Annotated in this window: 18 protein-coding genes, 1 tRNA gene and 1 pseudogene; 6 read left to right on the top strand and 14 right to left on the bottom strand. The window is 59.5% G+C overall.

What is annotated here, in order from left to right:
- Positions 1-172: 172 nt before the first annotated feature.
- From A985_RS0117155 to A985_RS0117125, 7 genes are read right to left on the bottom strand one after another with little or no spacing between them, the layout of a single operon-like run.
- Complete coding sequence (locus A985_RS0117155; protein ID WP_017234605.1) at positions 173-1,798, bottom strand: bifunctional 3-(3-hydroxy-phenyl)propionate/3-hydroxycinnamic acid hydroxylase; 1,626 nt, start codon at positions 1,796-1,798, stop codon at positions 173-175.
- On the bottom strand, positions 1,795-2,565 hold the full coding sequence (locus A985_RS0117150) for an HpcH/HpaI aldolase/citrate lyase family protein (RefSeq protein ID WP_017234604.1): 771 nt from the start codon (positions 2,563-2,565) through the stop codon (positions 1,795-1,797). Before A985_RS0117150 ends, A985_RS0117155 begins: the two co-directional genes overlap by 4 nt.
- A complete protein-coding gene (locus A985_RS0117145; RefSeq protein WP_017234603.1) occupies positions 2,562-3,050 on the bottom strand; it encodes a nuclear transport factor 2 family protein in 489 nt (162 codons plus the stop codon). Before A985_RS0117145 ends, A985_RS0117150 begins: the two co-directional genes overlap by 4 nt.
- Positions 3,047-3,841 carry a 2-keto-4-pentenoate hydratase gene (locus tag A985_RS0117140; protein WP_232424662.1) on the bottom strand — a complete coding sequence of 265 codons (795 nt, stop codon included), beginning with the start codon at positions 3,839-3,841 and terminating at the stop codon, positions 3,047-3,049. The genes A985_RS0117145 and A985_RS0117140 overlap by 4 nt, the downstream gene beginning before the upstream one ends.
- A gap of 16 nt (positions 3,842-3,857) precedes the next feature.
- Positions 3,858-4,733 (bottom strand): alpha/beta fold hydrolase, encoded by an 876-nt coding sequence (locus A985_RS0117135; protein WP_026132069.1) that lies wholly within the window; start codon positions 4,731-4,733, stop codon positions 3,858-3,860.
- Positions 4,730-5,665, bottom strand: a complete 936-nt coding sequence (locus tag A985_RS0117130; protein ID WP_017234600.1) for a 3-carboxyethylcatechol 2,3-dioxygenase — start codon at positions 5,663-5,665, stop codon at positions 4,730-4,732. The genes A985_RS0117135 and A985_RS0117130 overlap by 4 nt, the downstream gene beginning before the upstream one ends.
- A 41-nt stretch (positions 5,666-5,706) precedes the next feature.
- Positions 5,707-7,092 (bottom strand): MFS transporter, encoded by a 1,386-nt coding sequence (locus tag A985_RS0117125; RefSeq protein ID WP_017234599.1) that lies wholly within the window; start codon positions 7,090-7,092, stop codon positions 5,707-5,709.
- 126 nt (positions 7,093-7,218) lie between these two features.
- On the opposite strand from A985_RS0117125, the gene A985_RS0117120 reads away from it, so the two are divergent.
- Complete coding sequence (locus A985_RS0117120) at positions 7,219-7,959, top strand: SDR family oxidoreductase (RefSeq protein ID WP_017234598.1); 741 nt, start codon at positions 7,219-7,221, stop codon at positions 7,957-7,959.
- 121 nt (positions 7,960-8,080) lie between these two features.
- On the opposite strand, the gene A985_RS0117115 is transcribed toward A985_RS0117120, so the two are convergent.
- Entirely contained in the window at positions 8,081-9,547 is a 1,467-nt protein-coding gene (locus A985_RS0117115) for a bifunctional 3-(3-hydroxy-phenyl)propionate/3-hydroxycinnamic acid hydroxylase (RefSeq protein WP_017234597.1), read from the bottom strand.
- Positions 9,548-9,822: 275 nt separating this feature from the next.
- On the bottom strand, positions 9,823-10,674 hold the full coding sequence (locus A985_RS0117110) for a fumarylacetoacetate hydrolase family protein (protein WP_017234596.1): 852 nt from the start codon (positions 10,672-10,674) through the stop codon (positions 9,823-9,825).
- 158 nt (positions 10,675-10,832) lie between these two features.
- Between A985_RS0117110 and A985_RS28265 the strand changes: the two genes are divergently transcribed.
- Entirely contained in the window at positions 10,833-10,976 is a 144-nt protein-coding gene (locus A985_RS28265) for a hypothetical protein (RefSeq protein ID WP_017234595.1), read from the top strand.
- A 143-nt stretch (positions 10,977-11,119) separates the two neighbouring features.
- Here the strand turns inward: A985_RS28265 and A985_RS0117100 are convergent, their stop codons facing one another.
- A complete protein-coding gene (locus A985_RS0117100) occupies positions 11,120-11,818 on the bottom strand; it encodes an alpha/beta hydrolase (protein WP_017234594.1) in 699 nt (232 codons plus the stop codon).
- A 272-nt stretch (positions 11,819-12,090) separates the two neighbouring features.
- Positions 12,091-14,112 carry an NAD(P)/FAD-dependent oxidoreductase gene (locus A985_RS0117095; protein ID WP_232424660.1) on the bottom strand — a complete coding sequence of 674 codons (2,022 nt, stop codon included), beginning with the start codon at positions 14,110-14,112 and terminating at the stop codon, positions 12,091-12,093.
- A gap of 481 nt (positions 14,113-14,593) precedes the next feature.
- Here A985_RS0117095 and A985_RS0117090 point away from each other — a divergent pair, with 481 nt between their 5' ends.
- The 4 genes and pseudogenes from A985_RS0117090 (at position 14,594) to A985_RS0117085 (ending at position 16,419) form a co-directional block, all read left to right on the top strand.
- A complete protein-coding gene (locus A985_RS0117090; RefSeq protein ID WP_017234592.1) occupies positions 14,594-15,157 on the top strand; it encodes a VOC family protein in 564 nt (187 codons plus the stop codon).
- A 195-nt stretch (positions 15,158-15,352) separates the two neighbouring features.
- Positions 15,353-15,496 (top strand): annotated as a pseudogene (locus A985_RS29865) (transposase DNA-binding-containing protein); the annotation flags it as partial.
- Positions 15,468-15,605 carry an IS4 family transposase gene (locus A985_RS29415; protein ID WP_369751590.1) on the top strand — a complete coding sequence of 46 codons (138 nt, stop codon included), beginning with the start codon at positions 15,468-15,470 and terminating at the stop codon, positions 15,603-15,605. The pseudogene A985_RS29865 and the gene A985_RS29415, both read left to right, overlap by 29 nt.
- A 73-nt stretch (positions 15,606-15,678) precedes the next feature.
- Positions 15,679-16,419: an IclR family transcriptional regulator gene (locus A985_RS0117085; protein ID WP_017234591.1), complete on the top strand. Its 741-nt coding sequence runs from the start codon at positions 15,679-15,681 to the stop codon at positions 16,417-16,419.
- A 218-nt stretch (positions 16,420-16,637) separates the two neighbouring features.
- Here the strand turns inward: A985_RS0117085 and A985_RS0117080 are convergent.
- The 3 genes from A985_RS0117080 to A985_RS0117070 form a co-directional block, all read right to left on the bottom strand.
- Positions 16,638-16,713 (bottom strand) — tRNA-Thr (locus A985_RS0117080).
- 126 nt (positions 16,714-16,839) lie between these two features.
- Positions 16,840-17,298: a ClpXP protease specificity-enhancing factor gene (locus tag A985_RS0117075; RefSeq protein ID WP_026132067.1), complete on the bottom strand. Its 459-nt coding sequence runs from the start codon at positions 17,296-17,298 to the stop codon at positions 16,840-16,842.
- 76 nt (positions 17,299-17,374) lie between these two features.
- Entirely contained in the window at positions 17,375-17,986 is a 612-nt protein-coding gene (locus A985_RS0117070; RefSeq protein WP_023593906.1) for a glutathione S-transferase N-terminal domain-containing protein, read from the bottom strand.
- Positions 17,987-18,005 lie beyond the last annotated feature (19 nt).

The raw sequence follows: 18,005 nt of genomic DNA, 5'->3' as shown, positions 1-18,005 counted from the left end.
GACGAACAGCGCGTCCCGCTCATCCGGATGGAGCCGGATGACTGAACGGGTTTTGTGGTGGGCGCCGCTTTTTTCGGGCGCCCGGACTTCACTGGATCATCAGCACGTGAGCCCGAATACTCTTCGTGCGTTTTCCTCGAAGATGAGCTTCTTGTCGCTCTGGCTGATTTAGTTATTCATGCGGCATACAGAAATGCGCAGCATCCAATACACGTGCCAGCACATCGTCCAGCACCTGTGCCAAGCATTCGGCGGCAACCACGTGGTCAGGACGAACAACAACCGCACCGACCGGCCTAGCGTCAAACCAGGCTTGCAAGCTGGGCTCTCCACCCAAGTCACCGATCACCGTAACTCCCGCAGGGGCGTGGCGACGCGCCCACGGCAGTTGTGTTTTAGGCACCACCTGAACAAGTCGTACGCGCAGATGCGCTAGCGCAGCGCAACGTTCGGCCGAAATAAAAGCCATCGGATTGTTGTTCCACATCACTACGCGCCAACCCTGACCGGTGGCGTCGTCGAGCAGCATTTCGACGCCTTCAGCGTTGGTCACTCGTGGCTGCGGGAAGATGGCACCAGCCATGCTGGGCACATCGCGCGCCGGCACCGTCTTGAAGCTCGGCAGCGGTGTGTGTACCACCACACCTTTGTCGAACTTGGGTTGAGGCTTGAAGGCCTGCCGCTTCTGTGCTTCACGTTCCTCGGGGGTGCGGTTGGCAGCGATCCGGTCTCGTTCCGCGGCTTTCGCGGGGTCGTGATCCGTCATTTCCTTGGCCATGCCAAGTGAGACGGCGACCATCTGCTTGACGTGCCCCATTCGCTCCATCTCGTATGTTTCGAGCAGAGCATCGCCGCATGCGCCATTGATCACCGCACCAAGCTTCCAGGCCAGATTGAAAGCGTCGCGGATGCCGGAGTTCCATCCCTGTCCACCCACCACCGGCATCACGTGCGCGGCATCGCCCGCGAGGAAGATGGAGCCAACCTTGAACTGTCCGGCCACGCGCGCGTGGTGCCGATAGACGCGACGACGAATGATCTCCAACTTGGTTGGGTCAGGCACATGCGGTGCCAGCAGCGCGTGGATGTAGTCATCGTTTTCCACCAGCGAAGGATCTTCGCTTTCGAACAGCGTGAATTCCCAACGACGGATCCCATGCGGCAGTGCGATGCTGGCATAGCTGCGTTTCGGGTCGCCGCCGAACACGGCGTGCGGCGTTCCAATGGGGTCGTTGGCAACGTCAATGACGATGCCATCGGAGGGTCGAGTTTCGCCGTCGAACGAAATACCCAGTTGCTTGCGAGTGCGCGAGGCACCGCCTTCTGCTGCGACTACGTAGCGTGCGCGCAGCTTCTCGCCACGCTCAGTTGTGGCCACCACACCCTCGCCATCGTCGAGCAAATCGACGACCTCGGTACTGAACCGCACCGCTGTGTTCGGAAAACGCTTGAGCCCGTCAAGCAGCACCCTATCCACCAGCGGCTGAACAAATCCGTTGCGGCGGGGCCACCCAAACTCGCGAGTTGTCGGGTTGACTTCAGAAAGGATCTGTCGATCACCGTTGACCATATAGATCTTCTGATCGGGGATGGTGTGAGGCAACACCTCATCCACAAGGCCAGCAGTCTGCATCGCCCGCAGGGCTTCGTCGTCGATTCCCACTGCGCGTGGGTAATCGATCAGGGTCTCGCTCTTCTCGACGAGAAGAACATTAACTCCCTGCTGTCCAAGCAGGTTGGCTAGCAAAAGGCCAACAGGCCCCGCACCGATGATGAGAACGTCCGCGGTTTTGCTCATGAGCGATTCCTTGTAGATAGCGCGGTCTTGAGTTCGTTGATGTTGTCGCCGAGCGCGCGATTCAACAGAACGAGGTCAATACCGAATGCGACATAGTCAACCAGTCCATCGGCCAACAACGCCGCGGTGTATGCAGATTTGCCTGAATAGATGCCGAGGGTCACGCCATGGGCCCGGGTGAGTTTGCGCAAGTGGACGATCGCGTCGCGAACAGGCCCGTCGTCCCAGTCACCACGCCCCGGCAGGCCATAGGAAACGGCAAGATCTGCAGGACCGATGTAGATCGAGTCCAGCCCCGGAGTGGAGATGATTTCCTCCGCGCGTTCGACGCCGATCCGGGTCTCGATCTGCGCAATGGTCGAGACGGCGAGGTTGCCTGCTTCGGCATACGAATCACCGATGTAGAGCCCTGGCCTCGACGGTCCCATGCTGCGATTACCAACGGGTAGATATTTGGTCGCAGCCACCAAGGCCTGTGCCTGCTCGCGCGACTCGATCGTGGGGGCAACGATGCCGCGCGCGCCGCTGTCAAGCAGGCGCAGGATCTGGCCGGGGTCAGTCGAGCCGACACGTGCCCAAGCGTAAGCGTTGTGGCGAGGAATCGAGCGCAGGATGCCACACGCGGCGTCGACACCGAGTTCGCCATGCTGAAGATCGAGGATGACGCCGTGGTAGCCGGCAACCTCAACCCATTCCGGAATGGAGAACGAAGGCAACGTCTGATGCACCAATATCTTGGGCCCGCTCACGAGATCTGCTGCTTTCATGACTTGCTCTCACTTTCTGTGAGCCGCGCCGCATGCGCAGCAGCAGCGTTGCCTCCGAAGACTGGCACGATCTCGCGGCGGGCGAATCGCCACTGACCATCGACCTTGCGATACCGCTCACGGAACTCACCCACAGAAGCGGGCTGTGTCTGCGGCTCGTTGGTGTCGCGGAACGTCAGATACTGCACGGTGCCGGCCACTTCATCGCCGTCCCAGACCAACCGGACTCCACCAATGAAATGGCGGCTGACGATGTCCGCTTGCTTCACCCGTTTGGCACCCCAAGTCTTGCTCTGCTCGCGATTCATCGTGCCCAAGGGCCCGACTGAGACACCGTCTTCGGTATAGAGCTCCCACGTGGTATCGGCCTGGTTGTGATCCAGGCGGTAAAGCATCTCGGAAATGAGCTGCTCAATCTCGACGCGGGTGACTGCATCAACGGGGCAATAGTTACTCATGGTGTAGTTCTCTCTCTCGAAACTCATGCCTTGGAATCGACACTCGCGACCACACGGCCGAGACCTGTAATGGTGGCAACACACTCGACATCCACCGGCCAAGGCTCGATGTAGCCGATCGAACCCGAGAGCAGCACCTCGCCAGCTCGCAACGGCTGCCCTGTGCGGATGGCTGTGTCGGCCAGCCAGAGCACGGCGTTGATCGGGTCGCCAAGTACATTGCTTCCGACGCCTCGAGTAATCTCCTTGCCGCCGCCGGTAATCACCATTTCGACCGCTTTGAGGTCTACCGAGCCATAGGGATGCTTTTCCTCGCCGACCACGATGCCACTGCATCCGGCGTTGTCGGCGATGGTGTCCACAATCTGCCCCACGCTGCCGTCGTAGCGGAAATCAACGACCTCGAAGGCGGGTGTCACGTAGTCAATGGCCGCCGCCACTCGCTCGAGCGTGGCATCGAAAATATCGCTCTTGAGCACAAATGCAACTTCGGCTTCGATTAGCAATCGGTTGTAGCGCGACTTGGGCAACACCACACCCGACTGAAAAACCATGTCGTCGTGGATAACTCCGTAATCAGGTTCACTAATGCCGACGCGCTTTTGCACGTTCGGATTCGTCAGTCCCACTTTTCGACCTACCCTGCGCACGCCTAGATTCCGTTCGCGCAGTGCGGCGAACTCAGCCGAGATTGCATAGGCCGCATCAAGGTCGCGCTCAGGCAGTCGCGGGCTGACGTAAGGAACGGTATAGACACCAACGCGGGCGTCGTAGAGCTCACGAGCGATGCTAGGGATAGCTTCAGAGAGGATCGTCATAGGGGTCATGTTCTGGCTAGCTCTGGCGGTGCTGTTTGTCGAGGAAGGAGATAGCCGCCGCATTGAACACCTCCGCACCTTCCCACTGGGGCCAGTGCGCAGCGCCCTCAACAAGCAGAAACTCGCCTTGAGGAATAAGCGCAGCCAAGCGCCGGCCCTCTGAAGCGTCGCCCGTAGGTTCATGGTCGGTCCAGACAAAGAGCGCTGGCACGGGGATGGCCGCGAAATCCTGATCTGTGACACGGTTGCGCCAACGCTGGTCCGGCTGACGCAACACCGAGATATGAGCCATGTTTGCCCCGCTCGGATCCCGGCTGTATATAGCTTGGCGAACGCGCACTAACTCTTCCGTTATCTTCTGTGGGTCGTGGATCACGACCTGAAGGCGCTTTTTGACGTTCTCGAACGTCGGCTCGGTGACCGCTTGCTTGCTCACTGATTGAGCCTTGTCTACCTTCTGCTCGCCAACCACGCGGCCGCCCGGCGCACTCAGAATCACGCTCAGCAAACGATTAGAGTGGTGGGCAGCAAACTTGACCGCGATCCATCCCCCGAGTGACTCCCCGGCAAGATGGACACGCTCGAGATTGAGCACATTCAGCAGCCCTAGCAAGTGCGACCCGTACTCGGGGATTTCCAAGTCGTGATCGGTCAGGGTTGTGTACCCATGACCTGGATAGTCGTAACCAATGACACGGTAGCCAGCCTGAACCAGCGCACGCACGTTCTGCGTCCAGGCCTCGATGTGGCCACTGGTGCCATTGGCAAGCACTACGACCCTGTCACCTTCGCCGAGGTCGAGCACACGCGTGCGCCACGGCCCGACGTCAACGTAATGCAGACGATGCGGAAGATCCGACACTGCTTCCCAGAAGGTCATAAGACGGTTCATGCTGCACATCCCGCCTGAACGGCAAAACCGGCGCCCCAGCGCTTGACGGCCCAATACCGGTCGACAGGCAGCTTGTATTTACCAGCAGTTGAGAGCGCGGCATAAGCCGCTATCCAGCTGCGCATCTCATGTGCAGCTGAGCCACCATCAATGACGAACTGGTCGTTGTCCCACGTATCAACCGGTGACAAATCACCCGATCGGAAGGTGTCAAGCAGCAAGGTATCCCAAGCCTCGTTCAGCGGGGCACTCGAACCCTTGCCATCCGCGATCCTCTGAATCGCATCCACGATGGCCTGTTCACGTGCGCGGCGCTCTTCGCGCGTGGGGGCATACGAAACCAAACGTGCTTTCAGTTCGGGAGGAGCCCCCTCCCAACGCGGAATTGGCGGGGAATGCGAAATGCCCCCCGAGGCGATGAAGAGCACTCGCTTTCCAAGCTGCAGCGCAGCTTTGCCAAACGCCTCACCCATCTCGCGCACACGCCTCATCGGTGTCAATGGAAAGGCAATTGCGTTGACGAACACCGGGACGATGGGCCGCGTATGACGCTTGCCAAGCAAGAAGTCCACGGGCTGCATGACGCCATGATCAACCATCATTCGCTCCGATCGCGCGATGTCTATGCCCTGATCCAGCACTGCGGCATGCAGCTGCCGCGCGGTCTCGCCATCAACATTGATGAAGCCCTCGGTCGTGCCGTAGTCGCCGACCCCCTCAGCCTGCGCACCGATCACCCACGGCGTGATGCACGAATACAGCTGGCCATTGAAGTGATCGGGCCCGAAAACGACGACGACCTCGGGGGCGAAACGCTCAATGAAGGCGCGAACCTCCTGGATGCCGGCCATGATTTCGGCAAGCGTGGTACCGCCTGGATCGACGTTACCGAAAGACGGCGCATGGGATAGCGCTGCGACAGCGAGTGACATGTGTATTCCTTTTCGAGGCGACCTGAAGGGCAGCCCTCTTGTTAGTAGGCTTGCTGACTGCGGTCGGCCTGCGTGCCACCAGATCTCGCAGCCAAGGCTGCGCGCTCACGTGATGCCGAGCACTTAAGTCCAACGTGCAGTACCAAAAGGCCGACGGCGGCGATCAACATCGGAAGTGAAAACAGTGTGAAGGCCGTACCCATGTCCATGCCACCATCGAAGCACATACCGCCAAGGATGGGCGCCGCGATGCCGCCAAAGCGACCCATGCCGATGACCACCCCGTAGCCCGTTGAGCGGGCCAACGTTGGATACAGGAGCGGAACGATCCCGTAAAAACCCGCCGTTCCGGCACAGACGAAGAACGACGCGATGAACACCGTCCACATCGCACCGGGCATCGCCGGGCCGGCGATGCCGAAGTACGACATGGCCGCCGCGGCCATCACCAGGAAAATGGGCGTCAGGATGCGCAAGTTGATGCGGTTGCCGATGAAGCCGAAGACGAGGCTCCCGGCGATGCCACCCAAGCTGAATGCAACAACGAGCTGGGGAGCCAGCAACGGCTTGTGGTTCATACTGGCCACCGTGGTGGGCGCCCAGGTGGTCAGGAAGTAGAAGCTCACCATGTAGGCAACGTAGGACAAGATCATCAGCACCGTCTGCCAGAGCAACGGGGCGCTGGCAATGGTGCGCAATGCCCCAGTCACCTTGACATCGGGATTCGAAGACTCCGGCAACGCGGTCAACGTGGGCTGCCCCATCTTCGCGAGGATCCTGTTCAGTTGCAGCAGCGAGTCGCGACGACGCCCCTCGGCCAACCAGGCGAGCGACTCCGGCAGCAAAAAGTAGGTCCCGATCGCGGCAATCACGCTGAGGACAAACCCGACCCACCAGCCGAATTGCCACCCATGGGTGGCCAGCATCGGCCCGACAAGCATGGCACCGAGCAATCCGCCGATATTGATCGCGGCCGCGTAGATCGCCATCACCAATGGATAGACGCGCTTGGCGGTGTATTCAGACAGGATCACGCCGACCACGGCGACAAGGGCACCAATGCCGACGCCGGTGATGATGCGGCTGATGACCAACAGCATGGTTCCACGTTCGGCTGAAGCGAACGGACCAATCAACATCCCGATCCCGATCACGCACGTCGCGAGCACCCCCGTCAGGCGGCGCCCCATTCGGTCGGCAATGGGTGCGACGACGATCGAGCCGACCAACATCCCGATGAGGGCGCCCGACAGCACCATCCCCAACTGCGTCTTCGAAACGCCAAAGCCCCGCTCAATGAACGGCGCGGCGAATGCCGCCAGTGTCAAGTCGTAACCATCGAGCACGACGAGCACGATCGACACGAAGACGACGCGCAGCTGTAAGCCGGTCATGGGCGAATCTGCGATGTGATCGGAAATTTTCATAAAACGCTGTCTCTTTTGTATAATTGATTTTGTAATTTTATCTCAACAATTGAGAAAAAAGTCAATTTCGGCATTGGGGCATTCCCGGAGCCGCAGTTAACACCACACACTCGAAGGAGTCAGCGCATGACCAAGATTGGAGATAGCCCGCGAGGCACGGAAAAGCAAAAGGTCGGCATTGTTGTCGCCGGAGGTTCCGGCATTGGCGCAGCCTGCGTGCGTGAGCTTGCGGCCTGCGGCTGGCGTGTCGTGGCCTTGTCTCCGTCCGGCCGCGGTCGCATGCTCGCCGAGTCACTAGGCGGTGCCGGCGTTGATGGCTCCAACACCAACATCGCGGACCTGCGCGCGACGGTTGATCTCGCAATCGAAAAGTTCGGTCGCATTGACGCGGTGATCAACAACAGTGGCCACGCCGCACGCGGGACGCTGCTCGACATCAGCGATGACGACTGGCTGCACGGTGTGGATTTGTACTTGTTGAGCGTAGTTCGCATGGCTCGCATCGCTACCCCGCACCTTCTTGCGTCGGGCGGTGGCGCGATCGTCAACATCTCTACAGCCGGGGCTTTCGAACCCAACCGGATGTTCTCTATCTCGACAACGCTGCGCGCCGCGCTGGGTTCGTTCACCAAGCTCTATGCCGATGAGTACGGGCCGCAAGGCATCCGCATGAACAACGTGCTCCCCGGATTTACAAAGGACGATCCCGCTGCAGTGCCGCCCGAATGGACCAGCAAGATCCCCTTGCGCCGCGCGCAAAGTACCGCCGAATTGGCCCGGGTCGTACGCTTTCTCGCGAGTGACGAGTCCGCGTACATCACCGGGCAGAACGTGCGCGCCGACGGCGGGGAAACCCGCTCGGTCTGACGCAACACCGATCATTGGGTCGTCCAGACTGCTACGCTACGGGTCACGCCCGCTTCAACACTTGCGCAGGTTGCGCTGCGCAATGTTGCTCAAGTGTTTGTGGCGCCCTTGCCGCCGGCGCTCATGCACAGATCGGGGAATCTGCGCCGCGTGCCTGTAGCAATTGCTCCAGCTCGCGGTCTGTCGCGGCGCCCCCCGCGACATAGCGGTCGGGGCGTACCAACGCGGCAACGATGCCCGACGCCTCCATCCAATTCGTCAGCGAAGGCTCGGTGACCGCGACGATGGGCATACGGTCCTTGATCAGGGCCTTCGCCGCACCTAGCGCGACGGGCGATACAAACAACGAATAGGCGTAGCCCGTGTCATCGTCCGTGCGCGATCCGTCGGCGCGAACCGCCTGCGGGATCATGCGTCCGCCAAGGGCGCCTCCCACATGAGCGCCAGGGCCGAGCGACGGTTGCGGAGTCGAAAACAATTCAGGCTGTGCAAACTCCTTGTCGCGCCGCCGCACGACATCCGGGTCGGTAGTTTGGATGATGTGTCCCAGGCGCACCGCCGTTGAGACGAACTCACGCACATGCGGCTCGCGCTCGGATTCATAAGTGTTCAACAAGTCTTCACCTGCCTCGCCGCGAATCACTGCCGCCAACTTCCATGCGAGGTTGGAAGCATCGCGGATACCCGCACACATGCCTTGCCCCATGAACGGCGGAGTCAAATGCGCAGCATCGCCCGCCAGCAGCAAGCGGCCTTTTCGCCACCCGCGCGCGACAACAGCGCGAAAGGTATAGAGCGCGGGGCGCTCCAGCGTGGCCTCTTGTGGCGTGACCCATCGCGACAGCAGTTTCCAGATGGATTCCGGCTGCGTAATGATTGTTGGATCGTCGCCCGGCACCAACATCAGCTCCCAGCGCCGGCGCATGCCCACGCCGCGTACGTAAGTTCCCGGGCGCGACGGATCGCAATACTGGATGCTGTAGTCGCCTAAATCGGGGCGCTCATGATTCAGAACGATGTCCACCACGATCCATTGTTCGTGCTGCTGCAAATCGTCCATGCGCGCTCCGGTAAGTCCACGCATGATGGATCGCGCTCCATCGCAACCGACGACGTAGCGAGCTTTCTCTTGCAGCGCTTTGCCGGTGGAAAGATCCTTAATGCGTAGATCAACGCCGTCTGACGCAACCGTGCAGTCGAGCATCTCGTGCTTCACGCGAATGTCCGCACCGGCGTGCTCGGCCAGTTTTTGCCGCAGCGTTTGTTCCAGCCAGGGCTGGTGACAACGGTAGCTGGCATACCAGCCCATGGGCCCGACTTCCAAATCGCGCGACCAATCAATCAGCAGCCGCCCGTCGGAGTCAATGAACTTCATGCCCGGCGATGGACGCACCTGGGATTTCAAGGCATCGGCAACGCCGATGCTCTGGAACACACGCATGCACTCACCATCGAAATGCACTGCACGCGGCAGGGGATAGATGCCCGCCTCGCGGTCGATCGCCAGCACCCGAAGGCCTTGCTGTGCGAGCAGGGTTGCCAGCGTTACCCCCGTGGGGCCGAGACCGATGATCGCAACGTCGTGCATAAATTCTTTTTTCGATAGAGCGTTGCTCTGGTTTGCCTGATGGCGATGTCCCGGATCGCCTCTTCCTTTTTTGGAAGCCATTGCGTTGATTTAGGCTCCCGCAGATCAGGTCTGCGCGACCTTGGGACAGCTAGTTCTGAGCGCTGTTCAGGATAGGAAGCCATGCGATGGGCACGCAGCCCACCATGCATCGGTATAGGGTCTTCATGCCGGTCTGTGAATGACCGTGAACATGAAAGAAGCCAAGGCTGATGCGCGATTCGTACGGAGCCGGATCACTGCTCGTCAGCAATCGGATTGCGCAGCACGCCGATGCGCTCCACCTCAATCTCCACCACGTCGCCCGCCTTCATCCAGACTGGTGGGTGGCGTCGTGCACCGACGCCACCCGGCGTACCTGTAACGATGACGTCGCCCGCTTCAAGCGGCGCAATGGTGGACACGTAAGCAATCTGCTTGGCAATGCTATGAATCATCATGTCGGTGGTGGTGTTCTGCATCTCTTGTCCATTGAGGCGCGTCACCATCTTCAGGCGCGTGTCAAACGGAATTTCGTCTGCGGTCACCATCCAGGGGCCAAATCCGCCGGTGCGCCAAAAGTTCTTGCCCGGAATCCACTGCGAGGTATGGCGCTGCCAGTCGCGCACGCTGCCATCGTTGTAGCAGGCATAACCCGCGATGTGCTGGGCCGCCTCTGCTGGGGCGATGCGACGCCCGCCCTTGCCGATGACAACGGCGATTTCCGCCTCAAAGTCGAGCTGCGTCGATTCCCTGGGCCGCACGATGGCCTGCTCATGACCGACTTGTGAACTTGCCACGCGCAAGAAGAAGGTCGGCTCTTCAGTGACTTCGCGATTGGTTTCCTGAACGTGCGCGTGGTAGTTCAGACCGCAGCACCAGATCTTGCCGGGGTCGGGAATCACCGGCAGCAGCGTCACGTCCGACATCTGAAAATCTGCCTGGCGCCCCGATACCAGCTCGGCAGCCTCACCCACGGCATCTGCAGCCAGCAAATCCTTCAGGCTGACATACCGCCCGTTGAACGCCTGACCCAAGTCCACGATGCCTGCATCGATCACCGCACCAAAACCTGCACGGCCTTGCCATTCGAAGCTCACCAGTTTCATTTAATGCCCTTTAATTAAAGTTAATATATCTCATTATTCGAGATTTATATTTTATCGTCAAGCCATGCAGAATTCGAATGCAAGCCTGAACCACCCCTAGGCGAGCTGGCGAAGCACTTCGTTTCGGTCGGCGCGTGGTGCGTGACAGGCGCTGTAAGTTGATCCCACGAGAGTCGCAAGACAAGATCTCAGAAGATGGACAGATCGCCATCAGTACGGTCACCATTGCCGATGGCCATGGCGAGCGCGAGGCACCCAACGACGACACGCGCCGCACACGCTGGTACGGACAAGCGCCGTGACGCCAGAGCGCTCATCAACGCGCGCCTATGCACGGGACGTGATTGCGCAGGCAACGCCGAACAACTAGGGCCGCCGCTCGATCAAGTGCCTGTAGACGACTCGTGTTGAAAAGTAGCTCGGCAGCCTGTTGGATGGCGCGACTTCATGCGAGCAATTTGCGATCAAGAAAGGCGCCTATTCTTTCCAGCACCTGATCGCTGGCCGGCAGGATGCCTGTCATAGTGAAAAATCCGTGCATCTGGCCTGCCATTTCATGCTGTTCCACTTCCACGCCAGCATCAGCCATCGCGGCGGCGTAGGCCTGTCCTTCATCACGCAGGATGTCGTGCTGCCCTGTCACCACGAATGCCGCAGGCAAGCCCGACAAGTCCTTGGCACGCAGCGGAGATGCATCGGGATGCATGCGTGCAGATGAATCGGCCACATATTGGTCCCAGAACCAGGCCATGGATGGCGTTGAGAGGAAGGTCTGGTTCTCCGGTTCGTGATAGGAGGCGCGCGTGAAATCTGCATCGGTCACGGGATACACCAGCACTTGCGCCGCCAGCTTTGGGCTGTTTCGCTCCCGCGACCACCGAGCGACGACAGCCGCCAGATTGGCGCCAGCGCTGTCCCCAGCGACGACCAGCGGGACGTCGTCTCCTGCGATCTCCACTTTGTGCTGATTCGCCCATAGCAGAGCGTCCCACGTGTCTTGCAGCGGGATTGGAAAACGATGTTCCGGCGCAAGGCGGTAGCCCACCAGCAATACCGCCGCGCCCGTGCATGCAGCAAGCTTCCGCCCGATGGCCTCGAATTCGGACAGTTCGCCCAACACCCAGCCGCCGCCATGCACGTACATCAACACACCTCGCGGTCGCACCGTAGGCACCAGCAGTCGAGCCGGGATAGAGGAGCCATCTCGTACCGGAATCGCGACTTCCTCACTGCGCGCCATCGCTGGCCCTGGGTCACGCTGAAGCACTCTGCGTCCGGCGGCTGCCCGCGCTTGCACGGCATCGAGTTTCCATAGTGGAGTCGCATTCGCCCCTGCCGCTGCGGCCCAGGACTGCAAAAGGGCCTGCGAGACACTATCCAAAGCCATAGTTTTCTACGCTCCGAAGGCCTGTTAGCTCAATGCGAGATGAAGTCGCTGTCAAAGTCGACGTCATGGGTAAGTTGCCAGTACTCGCGGTGACTGAACGGCCACACCTGAGAAACCCGACCAAAGCGATTCTTGTACCAGGAGCGAATCTGCGGCCGGCCCCAAGCGCGGCGCTGATTCTCGGCGTCGACTCGCTCGACAAAGGCATCAAGAACCTCTGGCTTTACTTCGATGCCTTTGATGCCTCGGCGCAGAACTTGATGGATCGCTTCGACAGCGAACTCGGCTGCACACTCCATCATGAAGTGCTGGCTGCCGTGCACAACGTAATTCGTGTTCGGGCCCAACACCATGAAGAAATTGGGGAAGTCAGGCACGGCAATGCCCCCCCACGCCTTCGCGTTGCCCTGCCATTGCTCCTTGATCGTTCGCCCTGAAGCACCGTGAATCTTAATCGGATCGAGAAACTCGGCAGCGGTAAATCCTGTTGCATAGACGACGACATCAACCGGATGCTCGACGCCATCTTCAGTCACCAGGCCAGTTTCCGTGAAGCGCGCAATGGGACTGGTGACAAGCGCGGAATTTGGCCGCTGCAACGCGGCGGCCCACACGCCGTTGTCGCGCAGCATTCGCTTGCCCCCGGGCGGGTATGTCGGCACGATCTTGTCGATGAGTTCGGGGCGGCTTTTCCACTGTTCGCGAATGATCTCGGTCAGCGTTTCGCGCACCTCCAGGTTCTTTGCCGATACCGAATCCTCTCGAGTCCAACCAGGGTCGGTGACGACGGTATGCACACGTCCGGTCGCTGACTGGAAGAAGCCTGAAAGCCGGAACCATTGACCGTAGCATGGAACATGCTCAGCTAACCACTGCAGCGCCCTCGGAGTGTCAGCGTAGTAGTTCGGCGCAGGAACCATCCACGGACCAGAGCGCTGGAACACAGTAAGGTGCTCAGCCTTATCAACGATGTTAGGGACGATCTGGTACGCACTTGCTCCAGTACCGACGACTGCGATGCGCTTTCCGTGAAGATCAACATCGTGGTTCCAGCGAGCGGAGTGCATACACACGCCCTTGAAATCGCTCTGACCTTCGATCTCAGGGATATTGGGTCGCTCGAGCTGGCCCACCGCCGAAATCACGGCATTGAAACGATGGTGCACCGGCTCGTCACTACCTGTGCGAGTCATCACATCCCAATTGCCGGAAGCCTCGTCCCAGTTGAGCGAGAGAACCTCGACTCCGAAATGGATATGCTCGCGAAGCCCGGCACGCGCTACGATCTCGCGAGCGTAGTCTTCAATTTCACCACCGGTCGCGTACGCATGCGGCCAGTCCGTGCGCTGAGCAAATGAAAAGCTGTACCCGAACGTCGGTGTGTCGAGCCGCACGCCCGGGTAGGTGTTCGCCCACCACACGCCGCCAACGTCGGGGTTCTTCTCGAAGGCCGTGAAGGGCACGCCTGCCTGCTTGAGCCGATACATGGCGGCAATGCCCGACATGCCGGTGCCAATGACCGCGACAGCGAACTGGCGATCACCCGCCACATTCTCGAATTTCCAACCAGGCGCGCCGAGCTTTTTCGGGGCGAGATCCATCTCGTGGGTGAGGAGCTCAGCATCGGCCTCTCCGGCACCGTTCGTGAGGAAATCGATCAGGATGCGTGTCTCGGCATCCTCAAGAGGACGTGGCCGAGTCAAGCTTTCGTCGCGCACGCGCTTGAGTGCAGCCAGGGCCAGTGCGCGGGCTTCGATTTGCGCGGCTTCGCTCATGCCTCCATGGGCAGGCCCAACCGTATCAACAAGAGGAAACGGCGCGCGCAGGTCCGGACGGAGCATCGACAAGTCTCCGGTGACGGCGGAAAGCGCAGTGAGAAGCGTGGGCAGGTCGGCTTCCGCCACGATGTCGGCGAGAAAGGCATCGTCCTCGTCGATCTGCGCGTATTCCTCGCGCCAAAAGACGTCGTCAACACCCGGAGTTTCAATGGCAGTAGTGGTTAGAGGCATAGCAGAAAGGTTTTCATTGCTGGACAGGAGGCACAGGCGCACGCCTCTTTCTCGTTGCTGTCCCGATTGACTTCGCAAACACTGGCGAGTGGCCGCGGAAGGCCGCGTCGCCGAATGGGTCAGCAAGGCGACTTGCGACCGTGATATCTGGTTGATTACGGCCGATCTCTCACAGCGCATGTGTAACGGGAGCGTCTCGCTGATGCGCACGGAGAACAGGCACAGGGCGCTGGAGCGAGGATCGCCATCACGGCGATCCAAAGAACTGTGCCAGCCCGACCGCCAGACCAGACGGGCGCCCCTTAGGAAGGAATAGCCCGGGGAACACAACTGCAAAGGCTTTCGGGTACGGCCGGCATCCGTAGCCGTCGATCGCGCTCGCAATGCTGAAATGGCACTGCGCACATGTTGCGCCACTCGAAGCTCGCCTGATTCATCGAATCCCCCCTTATAAGTTACAAAATCTCATAAATCGAGATTTAAGCTGATACCATGGATCACTGTCAATCCACGGAGAAACCCTATGTCACTGGAAACCCCGAATCAGCCCGGCTTCAGGTTCAGCCACTTTGGCATGTTCGTGACCGACATTGCGAAGGTCACAGACTTCTACACCCGCCTACTTGATTTCACCGTGACGGACCGAGGCCAGTTGCCCGGGCCGAACGGAGTGATGGACCTCGTGTTTCTGAGTCGAGACCCGGATGAGCACCACCAGATCGTGCTTCTGACGGGGCGCCCCAACGATATGCCCTTCAATCCCATCAACCAGATTTCGCTCAAAACAGACAGCTTGGATACGCTGTGCGAGATGCACGAGACTCTGCTGGCCGAGAAGCTGCCCAATATCACGCCGGTGACACACGGCAATGCACTTTCCATCTATGTTCCCGACCCAGAGGGCAATCGGCTGGAGCTCTATTTCGATTTGCCTTGGTACGTTTCACAACCCATGCGCGTGGCGATCGATCTAAAGGATCGAAGCACGCTGATGCAGCGCCTGGAATCGCATGCGCGCACGCTGCCGGGTTTCAGACCGCGGTCGGTTTGGCGTGCGGAGATGGCGCAGCGCATGGGTGTGAAATGAGAACTCAGTCGGCCTATCAAGCGCCATTCATCGCGAATAGTGTTCGCTGGTCTCGCAATCACGGCGGGGCGACGCACCAGCCGCCACCTAGTCATACAGCAGTCCGCCAGGCCTTGATGGACAAGGGATGGCGGGCGATGTCAGGCCGGCTTTGGGGGTTATAACCGGAAGCCAATCGGCGTTTACTCTTGCCTATTGTGGCGGCACCAGATCGCGAGAGAATCGGATAGCTGGGCATGTAGGGAGTTGGAAGGCGTGGATCTTGGCGACGCGAGGCGCAACGAACGCGCAAAGACACTGCTGATGCGGTTTGCAGAGAAGCCGACGGCGGGCATTCCTTGCGCACAAGGCCGAAGGCGAGCCTGGTGCCAACACGATCTGGGAGGGCTTGCAGCGCGTTATCATACCCGCCGAAACGCTACGTGCGCTTCGGGGTGAGGCCGCATGAACCGAGATGTGTATAACGAGGCGGCCACAGGCCGCTATCATGTTCACTTTGAACTTCAATACCTAAATCTAATATGAGCAGCCCCGGCCGGGTTCTTGCCATTCTCGATCTATTCACCGAGGAAAATCCGATCTGGCAACCGGACAAAATCAACGATGTTTTGGGCTATTCCCGCCCCACGGGTTACCGCTATGTGAAGGAATTGGTCGAGGCGGGGTTATTGCAAAAAGTCGCGGCGGGGCGCTACTCTCTCGGCGGGCGCATCATCGCGCTGGACTATCAGTTGCGACAAACCGACCCGGTGTTGTTCGCGGCCGATCCGGTCATGCGCAAGCTGGCAGCCAGCACCAAGTTTGACGCGGCACTCAGTGTCATGTTTGCCGGGCCGCAGGTCATCGACGTCCATCGCGTCAGCGCGGAAAAAAATCTTCAACTTTCTTATGGGCGCGGGCGGCCCCGCCCCTTATTCCTTGCTGCCGCCCCAAAAGTTCTGCTAGCGCACCTGCCGCGCAGCTCGCTCAAGAAGATTTACGCAACCCACGCCAAGGAGATCGGCCTCAATGGCATGGGAGATACTTGGCGGGAGTTTTTGAGCGTGCTGACGAAAATCCGCAAGGATGGCTTTTATCGTTCGCAAGGCGAGTTGGAATCCGGGCTCGGCGCAGTGGCTGTTCCAATTTTCAATGCCGAAGGTGATTGCGTAGCTGCGCTGGCACTCGTAGGCAGCGTTCAGCGTTTTGATACCGGTTCGAACGCTCGCCTGTTGAGCCGCTTGCAGGAGGCATCCGCCGTCATACGTCTTTCCTTGGGGTAGCGCTCGATTTTTTCCAGCCACCTGAATCAAGCGTCGAAGATTTTGCTCAAGCGATGGAGCGTAGTGGCCTTCCTTCGACCGCTCAGCGCATCCGAGAAGCAAGAGAGTTACTGTGAATGACCTAGCGTTCTCAGCGACCTGAGCGCGCGCATTGTAGAACAACCAAGCTTTTGTAGAACAAAAAAAACGGGTCCCATTTCTGGGACCCGCATGGTATTTGGTGCCGGCTGCAGGACTCGAACCCGCCACCTGATGATTACAAATCAACTGCTCTACCAGATGAGCTAAGCCGGCGAAGTCGCGTATTGTAACCGATTCATCGGTTACTGACGACCCCCTGTCAGGGCGAAATCATCCGGCGACGGAGGCCTTTGGGGAAACACGCACAAAGCGCCCACCCCGCTCACCCGCGCTCTCGAATTACTTCACCACCTTCAGGCGAGCCCGTCCGGTGCTGCCACCCGCCGCGCCATTGCCACCTGGGCGCGTCGGATCCGAATCGTCGTCGCTCGCGGCCTGCACCGACGGCACCGCTTCCAACTCGGCACCCTCCTCCGCAGACGCCTGCTTGTCGACCGGGAATGCCATCCCCTGGCCATTCTCGCGAGCATATATCGCCAGCACGTTCGGCACCTGCACTTCCACTTTCTGTGAAATGCCGCCGAAGCGGGCGCTGAATTCAATCCAGTCGTTGCCCATCTGCAATCCGCTCGTGGCATCGAAGCTGATGTTCAGCACGATCTCGCCATCTTTCACAAACTCGCGCGGTACTCGCGTCCTGGCATCGACATGCACGGCCAAATACGGTGTGTACCCGTTGTCGGTACACCACTCGTACAGCGCGCGCAAAAGGTAAGGCTTGGTAGACGTTTCAGGCATATGACCAACTTATCCCGCCGCGAAACCCGCCCACCGCACTCGGCAGGCCAGCCTCGCCAGCGGTTCAATCAACGCATCAGCGACGCATGACCTTTTCGGACGGCGTCAGCGCTTCAATGTAGGCCGGACGGCTGAAAATCCGCTCGGCATACTTCATCAACGGCGCGGCATTCTTCGACAACTCGATGCCATAGTGATCCAGACGCCACAACAACGGCGCAATCGCCACGTCGAGCATCGAGAACTCCTCGCCCAACATGTACTTGTTCTTCACGAAGATCGGCGCAAGCTGCGTCAAACGATCGCGAATCGACGCACGCGCCTTCTCATGCGTCTTCTCCGCCGCCTTGCCCTTTTCGTTCTCGAGCGCGCTCACATGCACGAACAGCTCTTTCTCGAAATTGAACAGGAACAAACGCGCACGCGCACGCTGCACCGGATCGGCCGGCATCAACTGCGGATGCGGGAATCGTTCGTCAATGTACTCATTGATGATGTTCGATTCGTACAGAATCAAGTCGCGTTCAACAAGAATCGGCACCTGACCGTACGGATTCATCACCGCAATGTCTTCCGGCTTGTTGAACAGGTCGACGTCACGGATTTCGAAATCCATGCCTTTTTCGAACAGAACCAGCCGGCAACGCTGGGAGAAGGGGCACGTAGTGCCCGAGTACAAAACCATCATAGCGCGTCTTCCTTAAAAA

Source organism: Pandoraea sp. B-6, from assembly GCF_000282835.1.
Classification (GTDB): Bacteria; Pseudomonadota; Gammaproteobacteria; order Burkholderiales; family Burkholderiaceae; genus Pandoraea; species Pandoraea cepalis.
This window is presented reverse-complemented; position numbering and strand designations above follow the sequence as displayed.